An 18,053-nucleotide genomic window follows, 5' to 3' on the forward strand; every position below is an offset into this window, starting at 1 on the left:
GACGGATGCAATTCATGCACGCCAATTAGCTACTCAAACGAGTAATAAATGGGATAGAGGAACATATGTTCGATGGACAATTTTAACTGCTTGGATTGCTCTTGAGATTTCTTGTCAGGATGCCTTGGAAGATAATTCAATTTCTTATAGTTTTCAAAGAAACGGGTGTTGATTTTGAATAATGTGAATTATACGCACACATGGGAACCATATTGATCAATCTTATCCCAAAACTGTTGCCATCTTCCTTTAGACTGAACCAATGCACGTAAAGATAAAATCACTTTAGCCCCTTGGTTTTTCCAGCGCATACCTGAACCACAAAGCCGTTGCTTCACCAGCGTCTTGCAAGCAGCTTCGGTGACGCCTGAGCCAATAGGTAAGTTTTTTTCTGTATGCATTGCATAATCCATCATCTGGTTATGGTTTTTAAAATAGGTTAGCGCGGCCTCCAAATTCTCTTTGACTGTTTTTGTCAGGCTGGTTTTTTGGGCCAATTTTTCCATTTCACTGATCAGTGTTTCGACTGCACCGGGTTCACGTTTTAGCTGTTTACAGCGTTCATCTAGCCAAATTATGCGCTTGGGTTTGTCCGTTTTTCCTGGATAGGCAGCATAAGCGACGTTTGCCAGATACTCAGTGACGTGGAAAAAGTCCAGTAATTGACGACTGGTATGTTGCTCTAAAAACGACCAATTATTTTTTGCACCATCGGCAATACCTAAATAGAGGGCATCGGGATAGTGTTTTTTGACGGTAACAATTTCTTTTTCCAAACGCTGAAAAAATGTGCCTTTCCCATATTCGGGGGCTTCACCGATATAGATGGTATGCTGACGTTTGCCGGTCACATCATAAAGCGAAATATTGCCCACCATCGCTTCCCGGTAACCGTCCTCACGTATCAATACATAAGCGCCATCAAGACTGACGACAATGGTCGTTATCGCTTCATCCAAGGGCGGAATGTCATATTCCCAAAGCTCTTCTTTGGCCCCCGCAATGCCACCCACCCAATCGCTCACATCCTGCAAATAAGAATGCGCTATTTTTCGATGATGATTGTCTTCTAAATCCAAGCGGCAGGGTCAGGTCTATATTCATAGCCTTTTCTGTAAATGTAAAAATAAAAGGTCCGGGTTTATTTTATAATTCAATCCATTTTTTCAGAGTAAACTAAAACATCATCCTACTTAACTCGGTACAAGCGGACACCGGTAACGCTCCGTCTCAAAGCTGCGCCCCTTCTTGAGGCGTTACGCGTCCAAATATAGTTCTTGCTAATATCCTGCACTTTTTAGAAAGCTACTCGCGGCCTATCTTAATGATGACGAATATTGAGCCCTTCAGACTTATCTTCTGCCCAAGCCGGATGAGCCGGATGCGGGCAATATTGTTAAAGAATCAGGCGGTGTAAGGAAAGTTCGGTGGGCGCCAGAAGGGAGAGTTAAAAAGTGGCGGGGTTTGTATTATCTACTACTGGAAAAACCCAGATCATGAAATCTGGATGCTTACGATTTATAGCAAATCGGAGCGTTCCACCATTCCCGGCCATATATTGAAGCAAATTGCGGAGGCAATCGATCATGAGCCATAGAAATATCGGTGCTGAAATCCTAGATAGCATTAAAGAAATCAAAGAGTTTAAAAAGGCAAGGTTACTCTAAAAACCACGCAGCTTTCCGAGCCTTCGCCACCGCAGGCAATTCGTTCTAAATTAAAAATGTCACAGTCCGCCTTTGCCGGATTGCTTGGCGTAAGCATGCGAACACTTTAAGATTGGGAACAAGGACGGAGGGCTCCACAAGGGCCAGCAGTCGCACTGCTACGCATAGTCGAGCAACACCCCGAAGTTTTTGATCAGCTACACTAAACGTGTAAGGAGCTATGGGGGTAAGATCTTGAATTTTGACAGCAATTCCCAATTTTGGGATCAAAAAGGGTGTGGAGTGTGCTTGGCGACATCCTTGGCGTTCGATCTGCCGCCGAGCCTCCATGGATGGGTTTATGGCATTCCTCGACAGGCATACCCTACACCTAAGATCGGCGAAAATGCTCAAACTGGGAATTGCTGGAGTTTTGCAAATACGTGCCTGCATAAACGAGACTTGATGCAAATTTTAAGACCCAACCCCGTACGGGCCCCTGTTACCCAAGCTCGATCTCTCGTCTTTATACATTAAGTATAAATATACCTAATTGTGCAAAAAGTAGCGATCGAGCGCTAAATGGTTGTGTTGTCCGGAAAGGCTATTGGTGTTTGAGCGTTACTGGCTTCGATAGTCGCGACGAAGGCGTCGCTCCCACAGAGAGCGGCGGAGGCTCTGTGGGAGCGATCCCCTGATCGCGATCTCGAGGCCGAAAGTGTTAAGTCACAATAAATGGTATCGAGGTCTCATTGGTTAAGGTTGCAAAAGGGTAATTTTTGACTTATGTATAACCGTCGTAGATCAAAATTCGGCGCCTGGGTGTCCGCCAAAGGACACCGTGAATACGTCCGTGTAGGCTCTATGCCAGCTCCATGCTGGCAAAGCCTTTGTCGGACACCCAGGCGCCTCCTCACTGCCATTAAGTTAAGCCGTTCGTGGTGAGCCTGTCGAACCATGGACGGCTTAACTTATCGACCCAGGATTTTTCCATTCACCCTTCGACAGGCTCAGGGCGAACGGAAAAATCCTTAACTTAATGGCAGTGAGGCGCCTCCTCTAGCACTTCCGAGCTATGAGGTCACGTCTTGAATTTTGCAACAGCCACCATGAGCAACTTTAGAAGAGAGGCTATTCGGCGTTAATCAAGTGGGCAGGGTTGTTGAAGCTTGAATACCTTCGCCAATTAGGCTAAGTAATGCATTCGCTCCATAAGTTCAAGCTGAAGAAGTAAAGGTCGACAACTCTTGTCCCTTAATTTCTTAAAACTTGTTAAACCTCAAACCGTTCTTCTGGCTATATAGCCTTGCAATCGCTTAGCAAAATTTGTTCTGTTGCGGTATCATCGGCGGCAAGGAATTTTAAAATTCCGGAATCGCCTTTCGTATGCCAACGAAGGCTTTTTTGCTCGTCCAATGCAATATACAGCGCGCCGGAAGCTGCTTTCCGAATCTGCATTAGACTTAGCAAACCCTGGTAATAAAGGGCGGCGAACGATTCGCCGGATTGTAGGTTTAAATAAGCGACCTGCAATTCGGTGTCGGGATGGCAATGATAAACGACTATTTTGCTTCGCCAACCGCTTCCTTCTATGATGCCGCTTGTAACCGGGGTGCCGTCGAAATGAAAGGGATTTAAGGAATCGTGCTTAACTTGTTGTGCACAAGCCGTTACTAGAATGGTTAAATTGATAATGAAAAGAAATTTACTCATAATGCACCTCTAGTTGTGAATAGGGGTTTGGCGGCAGTTATCCCGTTAGAGACGAACAGTCCGCTGTCCCTATACGCACATGCCGAAATTTTAAGTACGAAAGGTATACTAATATTTTCATTGCTCGTCTAGCGGTTTTATACCCATCGTAGATCAAAATTCGGCGCCGGGGCACCCGTCAAAGTACGCCGTGAATACATCCATGTAGGCAAAGCCTTTGTTGAGCACCCGGTGCCTACTTAGGCGCTGCCGAAATTTGAAGTACAAAAGGTATATATGCAAAATAGCGGTTACCGGTAGGCAAAGCCTTCAATAAATCCTAGCAAACTTGAGAGAAAAGTATGATGAAACGATGGATTACTTTTGCGTTATGCAGTGTGCTGATAGGGTGCGCAACTGATGCTAGTCGAGAGGAAAACGAAGATGAGCAACAATTCAAGTGGGACAATATTGCTTGGCAACTCGAACATTTTGTCGAGCCTAACGGCAAAACGACAAGCGTTATAGATGATACGGTTATCGATGCCTTGTTTTCGAAAGGTCAATTATCCGGAAGCGGCGGTTGTAATCGTTATTTTGGAAAGTTTGAGGTCACAGAAGAGTCTAAACTAATGGTCAGCCCAGTCGGCTCAACGATGATGGCTTGTTCAGAGATTATCAACGAACAAGAGCGCCGCTATTTCGATTGGTTCGCTAAAGTCGGGGGCTATCGCTACGATGAAGACGCTCGATTACTGACGCTTTCGGACCTAGAAGGAAATCCATTATTGGTGTTCAATACAAAAACCCAGCCGGCACTGGAACAAACCCAATGGCAGGCATCCGGCATCAACAACGGCAAGGGTGGCGTCGTGTCGGATAAAAATACCGTTTTAGCGAATGCATATTTTGCCGATGGCACTGTCCAAGGCAAAGCGGGTTGCAATCGATATTCGGCGGCTTATACAAAGCAAGATGAAAAACTCAGAATCGATTCTGCGCAGACGACTCGAATGTTTTGCGCCGAAGATGGCGTCATGGAGCTCGAAGCGAATTTTTTGAATGTTATGGCTCGGGTCGTCCGTTATGAAATCGATGGCGATCGACTAAAGCTACTCGATAAGGATGGGGCGTTATTGATTGGCTTTGTCAGAAAATAGAGTTTGAACATCGGTTTCCAAGTCAGTATTTTAGAGGGAAGGCGTGCTTAATATTTATCGTTTGTTGTAAACGTCTTTGCGATAGCAAGAGCCGTTAGCCGCGATTCGTTTTCTTTGCTGACATTTATACCCGTCGTAGATCAAAATTCGGCGCTACCGAAATTTGAAGTGCTAAAGGTATATATGAAGGGCTTAAGTGTCGGAGCATTCGCCAAATTTGAACATGATCTAGTTTGGCGAATCGTCCGACAGCATTCGTTCTTAATCTTTCGATTCCTGGAGTAATGACCGGTTCGTTTCTCAAACCGCCTTTTTAATTCTCTCCAGCGCGTTTTCCAAGTTTTTCATACTGGTCGCGATCGATATTCTGACGTGTCCCGGACAACCGAAGGCCGAGCCCGGCACTAGCGCTACGCCGGCATTTTCGATCAGGTATTCTGAAAAATCCAAGTCGTCTTTGATGTTGTCCATTTTGGCGATTGCTTGTTCCACGTTCGGGAATACGTAGAATGTGCCGTCGGTTTCAAGGCAATCGATGCCGTCGATTTTGTTGAGTTCCGAGACCACGAAATCATGGCGCTTCTTGAATTCGGTCATCATCATGTCGATGAAGCCTTGATCGCCGTTCAGCGCGGCTTCGGCGGCATATTGTGAAATCGAGGTCGGATTCGAGGTGCTTTGCGATTGAATCGTGCCCATCGCTTCAATCAAATCGATAGGGCCTGCCGCGTAACCGATGCGCCAGCCGGTCATCGAATAAGCTTTAGACACGCCGTTCATAACGACGGTGCGGTCGTAGAACTCCGGGTGCGCGTTCAGAATGTTGACGAACGCGCCTTTTTTCCAGGTGATATGTTCGTACATGTCGTCGGTCGCGATGATGATGTCCGGAAAATCTTTCAACACATCGCCGAGTGCTTTCAGTTCGTCGAGCGAATAGGCGACGCCGGTCGGATTCGACGGGCTGTTGATGAAAATTAATCGGGTCTTGTCGGTAATCGCCGCGCGCAGTTGTTCCGGCGATATTTTAAAGTGCTGCGCCTGTGTTGTTTCGATGACGACCGGCACGCCGCCGGCAAGCAGCACCATATCAGGATACGAGACCCAATAAGGGGCTGGAATAATGACTTCGTCTCCGTCGTTCAGCAACGCTTGCGTCAGGTTGTAAGAACTTTGCTTACCGCCGCAGGAAACCAAGATTTGTTTCGGTTGATAATCGAGGCCGTTGTCTTTTTTGAATTTTTCGATGATCGCTTTTTTTAAGCTCGCGGTGCCGTCGACCGGAGTGTATTTCGTAAAGCCTTTGTTCATTGCTTCTATTGCTGCGGCTTTGATGTGGTCCGGCGTGTCGAAGTCGGGTTCGCCCGCGCCGAGGCCGATGATGTCCTTGCCGGCGGCGCGCATTGCGGCGGCTCTTGCGGTAATAGCCAGGGTTGGCGATGGTTTAACCGATTGGACTCTGCCGGAAAGTTTTATGCTCATAATCACCTGTCAAATCAATGTAAAAGTAGGCATGATTATACTCTATGTATAATAGCTGTTGAAATTCCATTAGAGAGTGAGTTGTGAAAAAGGCATTTAATATTCAAGGCCGTTTTCAACCGGCAGGCGACCAGCCGGCGGCAATCAACCAATTGGTCGAAGGATTGAGCGACGGCGAAGTGCATCAAACCTTGCTCGGCGTGACCGGTTCGGGCAAGACCTTTACGATTGCGAATGTGATCGATCGGGTGCAGCGTCCGGCGATGATTTTAGCGCCGAATAAAACATTAGCCGCGCAATTGTACGGTGAGATGAAGGAGTTTTTTCCGGAAAATAGCGTCGAGTATTTCGTGTCGTATTACGACTATTATCAGCCGGAAGCCTATGTGCCGGCCTCGGATACCTTCATCGATAAAGATGCTTCGCTGAATGAACATATCGAACAAATGCGTTTATCGGCGACCAAGGCGCTGATCGAGCGCGATGATACGATCGTCGTCGCAACCGTGTCGGCGATTTACGGCTTAGGCGAACCGGAATCGTATTTTCAAATGGTCTTGCATTTGGTGCGCGGCGATTTGATCGATCAACGCGCGATCGTCCGTCGTTTGGCTGAAATGCAATATACGCGTAATGAAACCGAATTGCGCCGCGCGACCTATCGCGTGCGCGGCGAAGTCATAGATATATTTCCGGCCGAATCCGAACAGGAGGCGCTTCGCATCGAGTTGTTCGACGATGAAATCGAGCGACTGTCGCTGTTCGACCCGTTGACCGGCGAAATCAAGCAGCGCATCGCGCGTTTCACGGTCTACCCGAAGAATCATTACGTCACTCCAAGGGATCAACTGTTGACAGCAGTTGACGCGATTAAAATCGAATTGAAAGCGCGTCTCGAGCATTTGTATTCGCTGAATAAATTGGTTGAAGCGCAACGCTTGGAGCAGCGAACATTGTTCGATCTCGAAATGATTTTGGAGGTTGGCTATTGTTCCGGCATCGAAAATTATTCGCGTTATCTGTCCGGTCGCGGCCCGGGTGAGCCGCCGCCGACGATGTTCGATTATTTGCCGGATAATGCCTTGGTCATTATCGATGAGAGTCATGTGACGATTCCGCAGATAGGCGCGATGTATAAAGGGGATCGCTCGCGTAAAGAAACCTTGGTCGAATACGGGTTCAGATTGCCGTCGGCGCTTGATAACCGCCCGTTGACCTTCGAAGAGTTCGAAGCGAAATCCAGGCAACGAATTTATGTTTCGGCAACGCCTGGACCTTATGAAAAAGCACATTCCGGCGTCTTTGTCGAACAGGTCGTCAGGCCGACCGGCTTGCTCGATCCTGAAATCGAAGTTCGTCCCGCGACGACTCAGGTCGATGATTTGTTGTCGGAGATCAACAAGCGTGTCAAGGTCAACGAGCGTGTTTTGGTTACGACGTTGACCAAGCGCATGTCCGAGGACTTGACCGAATATCTGGCCGACCATGACGTGCGCGTGCGTTATCTGCATTCGGATATCGATACGGTTGAGCGCGTCGAAATTATTCGCGATTTACGGCTCGGCAAATTCGATGTGCTGGTCGGTATCAATTTACTGCGCGAAGGGTTGGACATTCCCGAGGTTTCGTTGATCGCGATTTTGGATGCCGACAAGGAAGGGTTCTTGCGTTCGACCGTGTCGTTGGTGCAAACGATAGGCCGCGCGGCGCGCAATGTACGTGGTAAGGCGATTTTGTACGGCGATAAAATAACGCGTTCGATGCAGCAGGCGATCGATGAGACCGTGAGGCGCCGCGAAAAACAGAGTCGGTTTAACGAGCTCAACAATATCACGCCGGCGACGGTATTCAAGTCGGTCAAGGATATTTTGGAAATCGCGATTCCGGGCGCCGGCTTTCAACCGGCGGCGAAGGCCTTGGCTGTGACCGAGCCCGATGCGGACTATAAAGCAATGACGCCGAAACAAAAAAGCAAGAAGCTCAAGCAAATGGAAGAGCAAATGTATAAGCATGCTCGGAATCTGGAGTTTGAAGAAGCGGCGCGTCTTAGGGATGAGATTAAATTGTTGCAGGAGATTTATGTGATTGAATGATTTGAAAGGTGAAAGGTGAAAGGTGAAAGGTGAAAGGTGAAAGGTGAAAGGTGAAAGGGGCAAGGGGCAAGGGGCAAGGGGCAAGAGGAAAGAGGAAAGAGGAAAGAGGAAAGAGGAAAGAGTGTTGGTAGGTTTAGTGGGTACTGCCATTAAGTTACCTGATTAGCAAGTTTCTTCAGCTAAAGCCCAAAAACCGGCATATCCCTAGCAGGACGGGGTTTGCAACCCCGTCCTAAACGTTTTGACTTTGGCCGAAGTCAGCCGAAATGTTTAGGGCAAACCGAAACGTTGGGGACGGGTTAAATAACCCGTCCCGCAGAAGTGGCTACGACTGGCAACTGCTCGGACAGTTGGCTTCGGCAAGCTGAAGCATCTTGCTAATCAGGTTAAGTTAAGGGAAGCTCGTCATTCCGCCATGGATGGCAGGCTTTTGAGGCGCATTCGATCCTGAATGCCGGCATCCGCTGAAAATCGTGGAAACGGAGCGTTAGCGAAGTGAAGATTTTTAGTCCCCGATAGCCGTAGCGCCGGGTGTTTTGCCGGAGTCTGCGCGAATAGCGCAGGCGGAGGCAAAATACAAGGCATCGCGACACGGCGTAAAGCCATTTGTGGGAGTGCTACGGAGCCGCATCGAGTATACGATGATGTGGCGTAGTGGCACGGACGCAGGGCGAATCGGGGCCGCCGAAGGCAATAATCGCCAAGTCATTTTTCGCTGCTGAAATCGGACGGACCCCATTTCAGCTTTCGCGAAAAATCTTGGCGCGCTTGACTTATTCTGTGAAGGTACTTAAAGGCATTGGGTTTAGTGGGTGATGGTTTATTTGTTGTGGTTTTGGGAGGATAGGCAATGAAATATAAATTAGGTTGCGATCTCGATTATCAGGTTGACTCCTTTAGTACGTTTATCTTTAACTTTCGTATCGCGCAGATCGACTGCCAAAAGATTATTAGTGAACATCTGCAGCTTGATCCAGATGTTCATATTGATGAGTTTGCGGCGCCTGTTTTAGAAAATCGATATTTCAGAGTCAATGTATCGCCCGGAACGAATTTGCGTGTTTCGTATAGAGCAGAAGTTGAAATGTCGCATTTTTACGGGGATCCGAATCAGATTATGGAAATTCAGCCGGCGGAATTGCCGAAAGCGACCTGGCCTTACCTTTATCCCAGTCGCTTTTGTCAATCGGACCGATTAGTTAACCTAGCGCTTTCGGAGTTCGGTGGGGAGTTGATGGGCTATTCCAGAGTTACGGCTATCTGTAATTGGATTTTTGACAAGGTTTATTATCAATACGGAACCAGTAGCTCACATACTTCCGCATTCGATACCGCTACTGAGCGAATCGGGGTATGCCGGGATTTTGCGCATTTGGGCATCGCGTTTTGCAGGGCCTTAAATATTCCGGCGCGATTTGTCTCCAGTTATGCCTATGGATTGACAATCCCCGATTTTCACGCCTGTTTCGAAGCCTATTTGGGTAATCGTTGGTATTTATTCGATGCTACCCGTCTGGCGCCGCAAAACGGGATCGTGCGTATCGGCACGGGACGCGATGCCGCCGATGTTTCAATAGCGACAATTTTCGGAAATGTTTCTATGAACGATATGCGTATTTTTATTGAGCATATTCCGGATCTAGATTGCCCCGGAATTCCGGAGCCGACGACAGAAGCCATTGCGATTTTATGACTTTCTATGCGTCGAGGTTGAGAGATTTGAGGCATGAATCCTGTGCGCCAGGGATATTACCATCGTAGATCAAAATTCGGCGCCGGGGGCGTAATGCATTTTCTGCATTCATTACACCCCGCCGCGCTTTTGCAAAACAGCTTTGCTCTCCTGAAAGGTTGCTCGAGTTTTATGAAAATCCTCTTGAAACACTTCAATAACTTCAGGTGCTTCATGGTTGAATTGCCGAGTTTAGGATAAAAAGTTTTCGTTATTATTGTGCTATGAGTTAACATTTTCGTTTTTCGATAATCATTCATGGTCACTCTAAACGATGTTCTGATTTCTGTTCCAACGGAAGTCCGATATGACTCGCTGGGTTGACGATCGTCTTGCACATTTCGAACATGTCCGACTCATCCGAACTTAGCTGTTCAGAATCAAAAATCAGTTCCGCTCAATCCCATATCGTTGGTATCGGTGCTTCCGCAGGTGGTCTCGAGGCGTTGTCGGCATTTGTCGGCAACATAACTAAGGGACTCGGGTGTGTGTACATCATTGCGCAGCACATGTCGCCGAATCATCGCAGCATGATGGTCGATATATTGTCGAGAGAATCCATACTGCCGGTCCAAACAGTGATCGACGGTTGCGTGCCGGAGTCCGAAAATATTTATGTTGTCCCGCCCGGTTTCAATCTTTCAATATGTGAAGGCGTGTTTAGATTGCAACCTCCATTGCCGGAAATTTCGCCGAAACCCTCGATCAATTTATTGTTTCAATCGATGGCGGAATATTACGATGAACGTGCGGTCGGCATTATTTTGTCCGGAACGGGGTCGGACGGAACAAGCGGTTTGAGAGCGATCAAGGCGGCCGGCGGTATCACGTTTGCACAACTGCCTGAATCGGCCAAGTACGACGGTATGCCGCGCTCGGCAATCGAATCCGGCGTGGTTGACCGCATCATGATGCCCGATCAGATGGGGCGGGATTTGGAGCGCTTGATCAAGTTTCCGAGCGTCGATTTACTGCATGACGATACGGATGAACAGTCTTCGGAACTGTCGCGTCTTTTCGACGAAGTACGGCAGAAAACCAAGATCGATTTTTCGAGTTACAAGCTATCGACGGTTTTACGGCGATTGCAACGGCGTTTTTTGGCGACCGAAACCGAAGATCTGAGCGCTTATTTGGACTATATCGAGCAGAATCCGAACGAGCTGGATTGTCTGGCGAAAGAAACATTGATTTCGGTGACCGAATTTTTTCGCGACAAAGAGTCGCAAAAGGCTTTGGAACGCTATATCAAAGAATTGATCGCGCGCAAAAAGGCTAACGAGGAAATCCGTGTGTGGGTTGCCGGGTGCGCGACCGGCGAAGAGGCTTATTCGCTCGCGATTTTGTTCAACGAACATATTCGTTCGCAAAACAGCAAGGCGAGGCTTCAGGTTTTCGCGACCGATATCGACAACGATGCGCTATCGTTTGCTCGACGCGGATTCTTCAACAGCGCGGCAATGGCCGAAGTGCCCCAGGAATATCTCAATCGTTATTTTCGCCCGTTCGGTAACGGCTTTGAACCGATCAAGGAATTACGCGACTGTATTGTGTTTGCGCGACAAGACATTGTCAGTGACCCGCCGTTTCTTAAAGTCGATTTAATTTCGTGCCGTAATGTATTGATTTATTTCAATGCCGATTTGCAGGCCAAGGTTCTGAGTGCCTTACATTTTGCCTTGAAACCCGACGGTTTGCTGTTTCTCGGCAAATCCGAAAGTGTCAGTCAAAAGGATACGCTGTTTACCGTCCTGGATCGTCGCGCGCGTATCTTTCAGAGTCGCGGTGGAGGCAGCGCGCTGGATATTAAAATGAGTCGGCGCGGCCGACTGCCGTTGACGCTGCCGCCGAAAAAACAAGATCATACCCATGAGCGCCAATTTTTCGAAGCGGTGCGAAAGTTTTATGCGCCGTATGCGATGTTGATCGATTCGGCGTTCAATATCGTTTATTTGCAAGGATCGATCAATAAATTCATCGATTTTCCAAGCGGCAGACCCGATATGAATCTGGCGCAAATCATCGTGCCCGAATTTCGTAACGAACTGCTGACCACGCTACATCGTGTCCGCCGTCATCAAACCAGTGTTTATAGTCGTAAACGGCGTATCGCGTCACTCGGCTTTCAAACCTGGCGCCTGGCCGTACATCCGCTCGAGGATTATCGGGAAAACGAAATTTATCTGGTTGCATTCGAGGAAGCCGGAAAATCGGACGGCAACAAATCCGACTCGGTGAATTTGTTGGCATTGGCCAACGAAGCCGGCGACGACGATGAGCTGCAAACCGTACGCGAGCACTTGCAAACCTTGCTCGAAGAGATGGCCTCTTCGAACGAGGAAATGCAAGCGCTCAATGAGGAAGTGCAAGCGTCCAACGAAGAGTTGCAGGCGACGAACGAAGAGTTGGAAGCTGCGAACGAAGAATTGCAAGCGACCAATGAAGAGTTGATTAGCGTCAATGAAGAAAGTCTGATCAAATCGGCCGAACTGGCCGCGCTGAACAGCGAGTTCGAAAACCTTTACAATACGATGGATTTTCCGATCCTCGTCTTCGATTGCCATCTGATACTTAAGCGCTCCAATCTGAGTGCGATGCGGCAATTCGATATTTCGACGTCCGGTAATAACCGTCATGTGTCGCGTATCGACTTTCCGCCTTATTTGATCGATATCGAAAAGCGTTTGCTGAATGCCGCCGATAAACAGCGCAAAGAAAATTACACGACCTATTTCAACGATCGCTCGTATCAGGTTTATATCACGCCCACGGTAAACGCCACAGGCGTCACGCAAAGCATCGTGCTGTTCATCATCGACAATACCGAACTGGTTGCCGCGAATCGCTTGATTAAGGAAACGCAAGATAAACTGCTGTCGATCATGAATCATTCGCCTTACTTGGTATCGTTGAAAGATACGGCGGGACGATACGAATTCGTGAATTATCGCTTCTGCGAACTGTTCGGCGTTAGCGGCAAGTCGGTCTTGGGTAAAACCGACCGGCAGCTTTTCTCGCCGGAAATCGCCGATCCGTTGCGCCGCCGCGATTTGGAGGCGATGGAACATCAATCGTTGGTTCAGGCGAAGCAGGAATTTAAAATCGGCTCCCGGTCCGTGTTTTTGGAGTCGACGCATTTTTCGATATTCGACCAAAGCGGCGTTGCCCGTTCGATTTGCATGCAAGCGATCGACGTGACGCAAAAACAAAAAGCCGAAGAGCAATTACGACTGGCCGTCAAAGTGTTCGACCGGGCTGGCGAGGCAATCATGATTACCGACGCGTCCGGTCGCATCATCAAGGTCAACGATGCGTTTACGACGATTACCGGCTATCAGCCCGGCGACGTGATCGGACGCAATCCTTCTATCCTGCAGTCGGGCTTACATGATGATGTGTTTTATCAATCGATGTGGCAAAGCATCAAGGAAAACGGTTCCTGGCAAGGCGAAATCAACAACCGGCGCGCCAACGGTACGATTTTTCCAGAGTGGTTGACGATCAGCGCGGTGCACGACGTCAGCGGCGCGTTGGTGAATTATGTCGGCATATTCAGCGATATTTCTGCTATCAAGGCTTCTCAGAATCGTATCGAGCATTTGGCGACGCACGACGAATTGACCGGCTTGCCGAACCGCACCCTGTTGATGGATCGCCTGAAGCATAATTTGTTTCAAGCCAAGCGCAAGAACGAGTCGCTCGCGGTTGTATTCATCGATTTGGATAACTTCAAAAATATCAATGACGCGTTGGGACACGAAGCCGGCGATATATTATTGAAACAAGCGACAGATCGGTTATTGGCGTGCATGCGCGATGCCGATACGTTGGCCCGTTTGGGTGGCGATGAATTCGTCGCGGTTTTGTACAATATCGACGGCGCCGATATCAATCGAATCGCGATACGAATCGTCGATTCGTTGTCGGCGTCGTTTCGTATTTACGATCGAGACTGTTTTGTTTCGTGCAGTATGGGCATCAGTATTTACCCGCAGGACGGGGAGGACAGCACGAGTTTGTTGAAAAATGCCGATACCGCGATGTATCGGGCTAAGGATCAAGGCAAAAATCAATTTCAATATTTCGCCGACGAAATGAAGTTGAAAGCTTTGCAGCGTTTGACGATCGAAACCGGTTTGCGGCTCGCGATAGAGCACCAAAGGCTTTTTTTGCAATATCAACCAAAAATCGACTTATCGAGCGGCTTGATCGTCGGAGCCGAGGCTTTATTGCGATGGCACGATCCGAATTTGGGCAACGTATCGCCGGCACAATTCATTCCGATTGCCGAAAATTGCGGCCTGATCAATAAGATCGGCGATCAGGTCATAAAAATGGTGGCCGCCGATATCCATTTTTGGAAACAAAAAGGGATTGAGGTTCCGCCTATTTCGATCAATCTGTCGGTGCATCAGTTAAGAGAAAAACGTTTCGGCGATACCCTAATGTCACGTTTAAGCGAATTCGATGTCCCGGCGCAAGCGATAACGTTGGAAATTACCGAAAGCATGTTGATGGAGCGTATCGAAGAAACCGAGCGATTGTTGGCGGATTTATCCACTCAAGGCTTTAAGATTAGTGTCGACGATTTCGGCACCGGTTATTCATCGCTGTTTTATCTAAAAAAATTGCCGATCGACGAATTGAAAGTCGATCGGAGTTTCGTCGACGGGATCGACGAGCAATCCGAAGACCGCTCTATTACCCATGCCATTATCAACATGGCTCATGCATTGCATTTGCAAGTTGTTGCCGAAGGCGTCGAAACCGAAGCGCAATTGCGCGTGTTGCGCAGCCTCGACTGTGATATCGTTCAAGGATATTACTATTACCGGCCGTTATCGGCGAACCAATTTCAGGCTCTTTTAGCGCGATAGCGAAAAGCCGGATCGATGACGAACACAATAATTTTACGATTGACTGATGAAGGAAATGAATATCGATGAATTGGCTCTGCAATGCGAAAAAGAAGCGTTGCATCATTCCGGAGCGATACAACCGTTCGGTGCTTTATTAAGGCTCGATACCGACGATAATTTGATTACGCATGCCAGCGAAAATTTGCCTTCGATCGCCGGTATCGAATCCAGTCAGATGCTGGAACAATCGATCGATAGTTATGATTGGTTGCGTGAAGGACTCAGCCGATTGAGCGACAAGTATGGAAAACCTTTTTTTTGGGAACGTGCCGTCAAGCTGCGGGATTGGCTCGATGTTGCGATGATTCGTACCGAAAACGGCGTGTTGGTTGAAATCGAACGTAATGAACTTCCGGACGTTCATTACGACATTCAGTATTATCGACAACAATTGATTAAGCCGATTCGAGAATCTAACGAACTGGAAGCCTATCACCAGATGATTCTGGAAGTTTTGAATGTCGTCACCGGCTTGAGCAGAATCATGGTCTACCGGTTTCATCCGGACTGGTCGGGAGAAGTCATCGCCGAGCTGGCCGCTTCCGGTTTGGGCAGTTATATGGGCTTGCGATACCCGGCCAGCGATATTCCGGCGATTGCGAGAAATTTATATTTACTCAATCCGATTCGTTCGATTCCCGATATCAAAGCGCAACCGATACCGATCATTGGCTTAGGCGATCAACCGGTCGATCTCAGTCGTACCGATTTACGCAGCGTATCGCCGATGCACATTCAATATCTCGAGAACATGGGCGTCGCGGCTTCATTGTCGTTACCGATCAAGCTCAACGGTCAATTGTGGGGGTTGATCGCCGGCCATCATCATGCACCGCTCAAATTATCGCGTTATCAACGTCATCTCTGTATCGAATTGGTCGCATCCTACAACTTGGGATTGACCAATTACTTCAACGGTAATCGTTTGAAAACTCTCGATAATTTAGAGCGTAAGGCGAAACAGCTCCTCAATAAAATTTTCGTCTCGGGTAACCCGTTGGACAATATCGACGATAACCAACGGGAAATCATGGCATTTTTTCAAGCGGACGGTTTCGCGGCGATCTTCGATCAAGACGTGATCAGCGTCGGCTCAACTCCCGATATGAATGATATGGCCGCTATCGACGCTTGGTTCGGGCGGCAAACCGACGAGGTCGTCTCGTATGAAAAACTATGTGATATTTTTCCCGATTACCCGTTGTTATTGGCGATAGTAAGCGGGATGCTGGCGATAAAAATCGATTTGGGGCGGCGAGGTAATTTTCGTTTTTTTTGGTTTCGCAAAGAGGAAAAACAGGAAATCCCTTGGGCGGGAAATCCGAACAAGCCGATTTTGGAAAAAGCCGATGCGATCGTTTTATCGCCGCGCCGGTCGTTCGAAAAGTGGGTGGAAGTAAGGTCAGGCTATAGCCTGCCATGGACTGATCAGGATAAATTGCTCGCGACAAAATTCAGAAAGATCATGTTGCATTGGTTATGAACGAGAATTTTGCCGAATCGTTACACAGTTTTTTAAAAGAGCGAACCCGGGATTCGCATCGCCGGCTCGATCGGAACGGCATGCTGAGAAGCTTGCTGGACACCGAATTGACCGAATCCGTTTATGGGGATGTTTTGCAAGCGATGTTTGCATTTTATGCGGCTATCGAACCGCAGATTCTAGCTTATCTCGAGCAATCGGCGCTGCCGTTCGATTATCGTGAACGCGTCAAATTGCCGTTGCTTGCAAACGATTTATTAAGGCTTGGTCGAAAGTCGATTCCGCCCGTCGAGACGATGCCGGATTTGGAGCAAGACGCTGAATTGATTGCCGCGTTGTATGTGCTCGAAGGCGCGACGCTTGGCGGGCAGATGATCGTCAAATCGTTGACTTCGAAACATGCTGGCCTGCCGGTCGAATTTTATACCGGTTACGGCACGTTTACACAACAGCGCTGGCGCGATTTTTGGTTGTTTGCCGAGGCCTATTGCCCGCAAAGCGACTGGTGTGTTGCCGGCGATTATGCCGTATCGCTTTTTACAGCATTGGAGAACCACTTGTGCGGAGAGCGTTTCGGCGTTCAAGTCGGCGAAAGTTAGAGACCGTTAGCGAGTCTGTTGCCTACCGGCCCGCCGGTCGAGGTCATCAAAAGATTTGAGCATATACTCCCTTTATGCTCAAAAAATGACCTGATTAGCAAGATGCTTCAGCTTGCTGAAGCCAACTGTCCGAGCAGTGGCCAGTCGTAGCCACTTCTGCGGGACGGGTTATTTAACCCGTCCCCAACGTTTCGGTTTGCCCTAAACATTTCGGCTGACTTCGGCCAAAGTCAAAACGTTTAGGACGGGGTTGCAAACCCCGTCCTGCTAGGGATATGCTGGTTTTTGGGCTTTAGCTGAAGAAACTTGCTAATCAGGAAAAATGATTAGGTTTTGCCCTGATAGACTCGTTCGAATAGTTCCAGAAACCAGCGCGGGCGGAAGATGACGGCGAACAACGCGATTAGGCTGGCTATCGGTATCGGGCCGATGTCAAGCAGCATCACCGAGAGCATCGTAAAAAAAATAAAAGGCGGGTTTTGATCGAGGAATGGTTGTTCTGCGCCGTTTCGCGGTGCTTCAGGGTAGGGCGGTCAGTATGAGGTGCTGATGCTTTGAATGACTTCGGTATTTGCGGGTCGTTGTCATATACATTGTCGACCAGGGTCTTGAACCAACGCGGGCGGAACAACGCAACGAAGGCGCCGAGTGTCGACGTAATCGGGACTGGACCTATGCCGGCGATCGCGATCAAGATCAAGGCAAGCGCGCATTTTACGCGTATCGATATGGTCGTCATTTTGAATTTCCGGCTGTTGCAGGTTTTGTCGGGTCACGATGCGATCGATTTTATTGAAAAACCTTGTCAGGCTAATATTGCATGTGGTTGGTGTCAATGAAATTAAATTGCTGGGTTATACCCGTCGTAGATCAAAATTCGGCGCCTGGGTGTCCGCCAAAGGACGCCGTGAATACGCCCATGTAGTCTCTATGCCAGTGCCATGCTGGCAAAGCCTTTGTCTGACACCCGGGCGCCTACTCTAGCACTGCCGAAATTTGAAGTGCGAAAGGTATATCAATGGTTTTTGTATTCGTATGGGCGTCGTTTTTGCTCGCTGCGATGACGAAATTAAATTGGGCTGAAAAAAAATCGATTTAAAACGTTGCAAAAAACAGAAGGATCGTTATAATAGGCGGCCTGAACACATAGACCTTAGGCGCGTAGCTCAGTTGGTTAGAGCACCACCTTGACATGGTGGGGGTCGTTGGTTCGAGTCCAATCGCGCCTACCAAATTTCAAAGCACCG

10 protein-coding genes and 1 tRNA gene are annotated in these 18,053 nt (G+C 48.3%); 8 read left to right on the forward strand and 3 right to left on the reverse strand.

All coding sequences use genetic code 11. The features are described 5' to 3' along the window. Positions 1-188: 188 nt before the first annotated feature. Both EQU24_RS07310 and EQU24_RS07330 read right to left on the reverse strand, forming a co-directional pair. Entirely contained in the window at positions 189-1,079 is an 891-nt protein-coding gene (locus tag EQU24_RS07310; RefSeq protein ID WP_017840119.1) for a hypothetical protein, read from the reverse strand. A gap of 1,863 nt (positions 1,080-2,942) precedes the next feature. Next, complete coding sequence (locus EQU24_RS07330; protein WP_017840117.1) at positions 2,943-3,359, reverse strand: MliC family protein; 417 nt, start codon at positions 3,357-3,359, stop codon at positions 2,943-2,945. A 341-nt stretch (positions 3,360-3,700) separates the two neighbouring features. On the opposite strand from EQU24_RS07330, the gene EQU24_RS07335 reads away from it, so the two are divergent. Further along, the gene (locus tag EQU24_RS07335) at positions 3,701-4,498 is read left to right on the forward strand and encodes an META domain-containing protein (protein ID WP_017840116.1); all 798 of its coding nucleotides are present in this window, start codon (positions 3,701-3,703) and stop codon (positions 4,496-4,498) included. A gap of 300 nt (positions 4,499-4,798) precedes the next feature. Here the strand turns inward: EQU24_RS07335 and EQU24_RS07340 are convergent, their stop codons facing one another. Further along, entirely contained in the window at positions 4,799-5,980 is a 1,182-nt protein-coding gene (locus EQU24_RS07340; protein ID WP_017840115.1) for a pyridoxal phosphate-dependent aminotransferase, read from the reverse strand. Between the two features lie 83 nt (positions 5,981-6,063). Here EQU24_RS07340 and uvrB point away from each other — a divergent pair, with 83 nt between their 5' ends. From uvrB to EQU24_RS07375, 7 genes are all read left to right on the forward strand, one after another. Then, positions 6,064-8,073 carry an excinuclease ABC subunit UvrB gene (gene uvrB, locus EQU24_RS07345; protein ID WP_017840114.1) on the forward strand — a complete coding sequence of 670 codons (2,010 nt, stop codon included), beginning with the start codon at positions 6,064-6,066 and terminating at the stop codon, positions 8,071-8,073. A gap of 850 nt (positions 8,074-8,923) precedes the next feature. Next, positions 8,924-9,766, forward strand: coding sequence for a transglutaminase-like domain-containing protein (locus EQU24_RS07350; RefSeq protein WP_017840113.1), 843 nt, complete (start codon positions 8,924-8,926; stop codon positions 9,764-9,766). 386 nt (positions 9,767-10,152) lie between these two features. Next, complete coding sequence (locus tag EQU24_RS07355) at positions 10,153-14,682, forward strand: EAL domain-containing protein (RefSeq protein WP_040575303.1); 4,530 nt, start codon at positions 10,153-10,155, stop codon at positions 14,680-14,682. 46 nt (positions 14,683-14,728) lie between these two features. Continuing rightward, on the forward strand, positions 14,729-16,207 hold the full coding sequence (locus tag EQU24_RS07360) for a GAF domain-containing protein (RefSeq protein ID WP_017840111.1): 1,479 nt from the start codon (positions 14,729-14,731) through the stop codon (positions 16,205-16,207). Then, positions 16,204-16,806 carry a biliverdin-producing heme oxygenase gene (locus tag EQU24_RS07365; RefSeq protein WP_017840110.1) on the forward strand — a complete coding sequence of 201 codons (603 nt, stop codon included), beginning with the start codon at positions 16,204-16,206 and terminating at the stop codon, positions 16,804-16,806. The genes EQU24_RS07360 and EQU24_RS07365 overlap by 4 nt, the downstream gene beginning before the upstream one ends. Positions 16,807-17,480: 674 nt before the next feature. Then, positions 17,481-17,645 (forward strand): hypothetical protein, encoded by a 165-nt coding sequence (locus EQU24_RS22310; protein WP_017840108.1) that lies wholly within the window; start codon positions 17,481-17,483, stop codon positions 17,643-17,645. A gap of 316 nt (positions 17,646-17,961) precedes the next feature. Then, positions 17,962-18,038: transfer RNA gene (locus EQU24_RS07375), tRNA-Val, on the forward strand. The last annotated feature ends 15 nt before the right edge of the window (positions 18,039-18,053 follow it).

The organism is Methylotuvimicrobium buryatense (assembly GCF_005931095.1).
GTDB classification, from domain to species: Bacteria; Pseudomonadota; Gammaproteobacteria; order Methylococcales; family Methylomonadaceae; genus Methylotuvimicrobium; species Methylotuvimicrobium buryatense.

What these genes read in the sequence shown, in the direction of transcription:
- EQU24_RS07330 (WP_017840117.1), bottom strand. Translation starts at nt 3,359, where the DNA reads ATGAGTAAATTTCTTTTCATTATCAATTTAACCATTCTAGTAACGGCT.
- EQU24_RS07335 (WP_017840116.1), top strand. Translation starts at nt 3,701, where the DNA reads ATGATGAAACGATGGATTACTTTTGCGTTATGCAGTGTGCTGATAGGG.
- EQU24_RS07340 (WP_017840115.1), bottom strand. Translation starts at nt 5,980, where the DNA reads ATGAGCATAAAACTTTCCGGCAGAGTCCAATCGGTTAAACCATCGCCA.
- EQU24_RS07350 (WP_017840113.1), top strand. Translation starts at nt 8,924, where the DNA reads ATGAAATATAAATTAGGTTGCGATCTCGATTATCAGGTTGACTCCTTT.
- EQU24_RS07355 (WP_040575303.1), top strand. Translation starts at nt 10,153, where the DNA reads ATGTCCGACTCATCCGAACTTAGCTGTTCAGAATCAAAAATCAGTTCC.
- EQU24_RS07360 (WP_017840111.1), top strand. Translation starts at nt 14,729, where the DNA reads ATGAAGGAAATGAATATCGATGAATTGGCTCTGCAATGCGAAAAAGAA.
- EQU24_RS07365 (WP_017840110.1), top strand. Translation starts at nt 16,204, where the DNA reads ATGAACGAGAATTTTGCCGAATCGTTACACAGTTTTTTAAAAGAGCGA.
- EQU24_RS22310 (WP_017840108.1), top strand. Translation starts at nt 17,481, where the DNA reads ATGCCGGCGATCGCGATCAAGATCAAGGCAAGCGCGCATTTTACGCGT.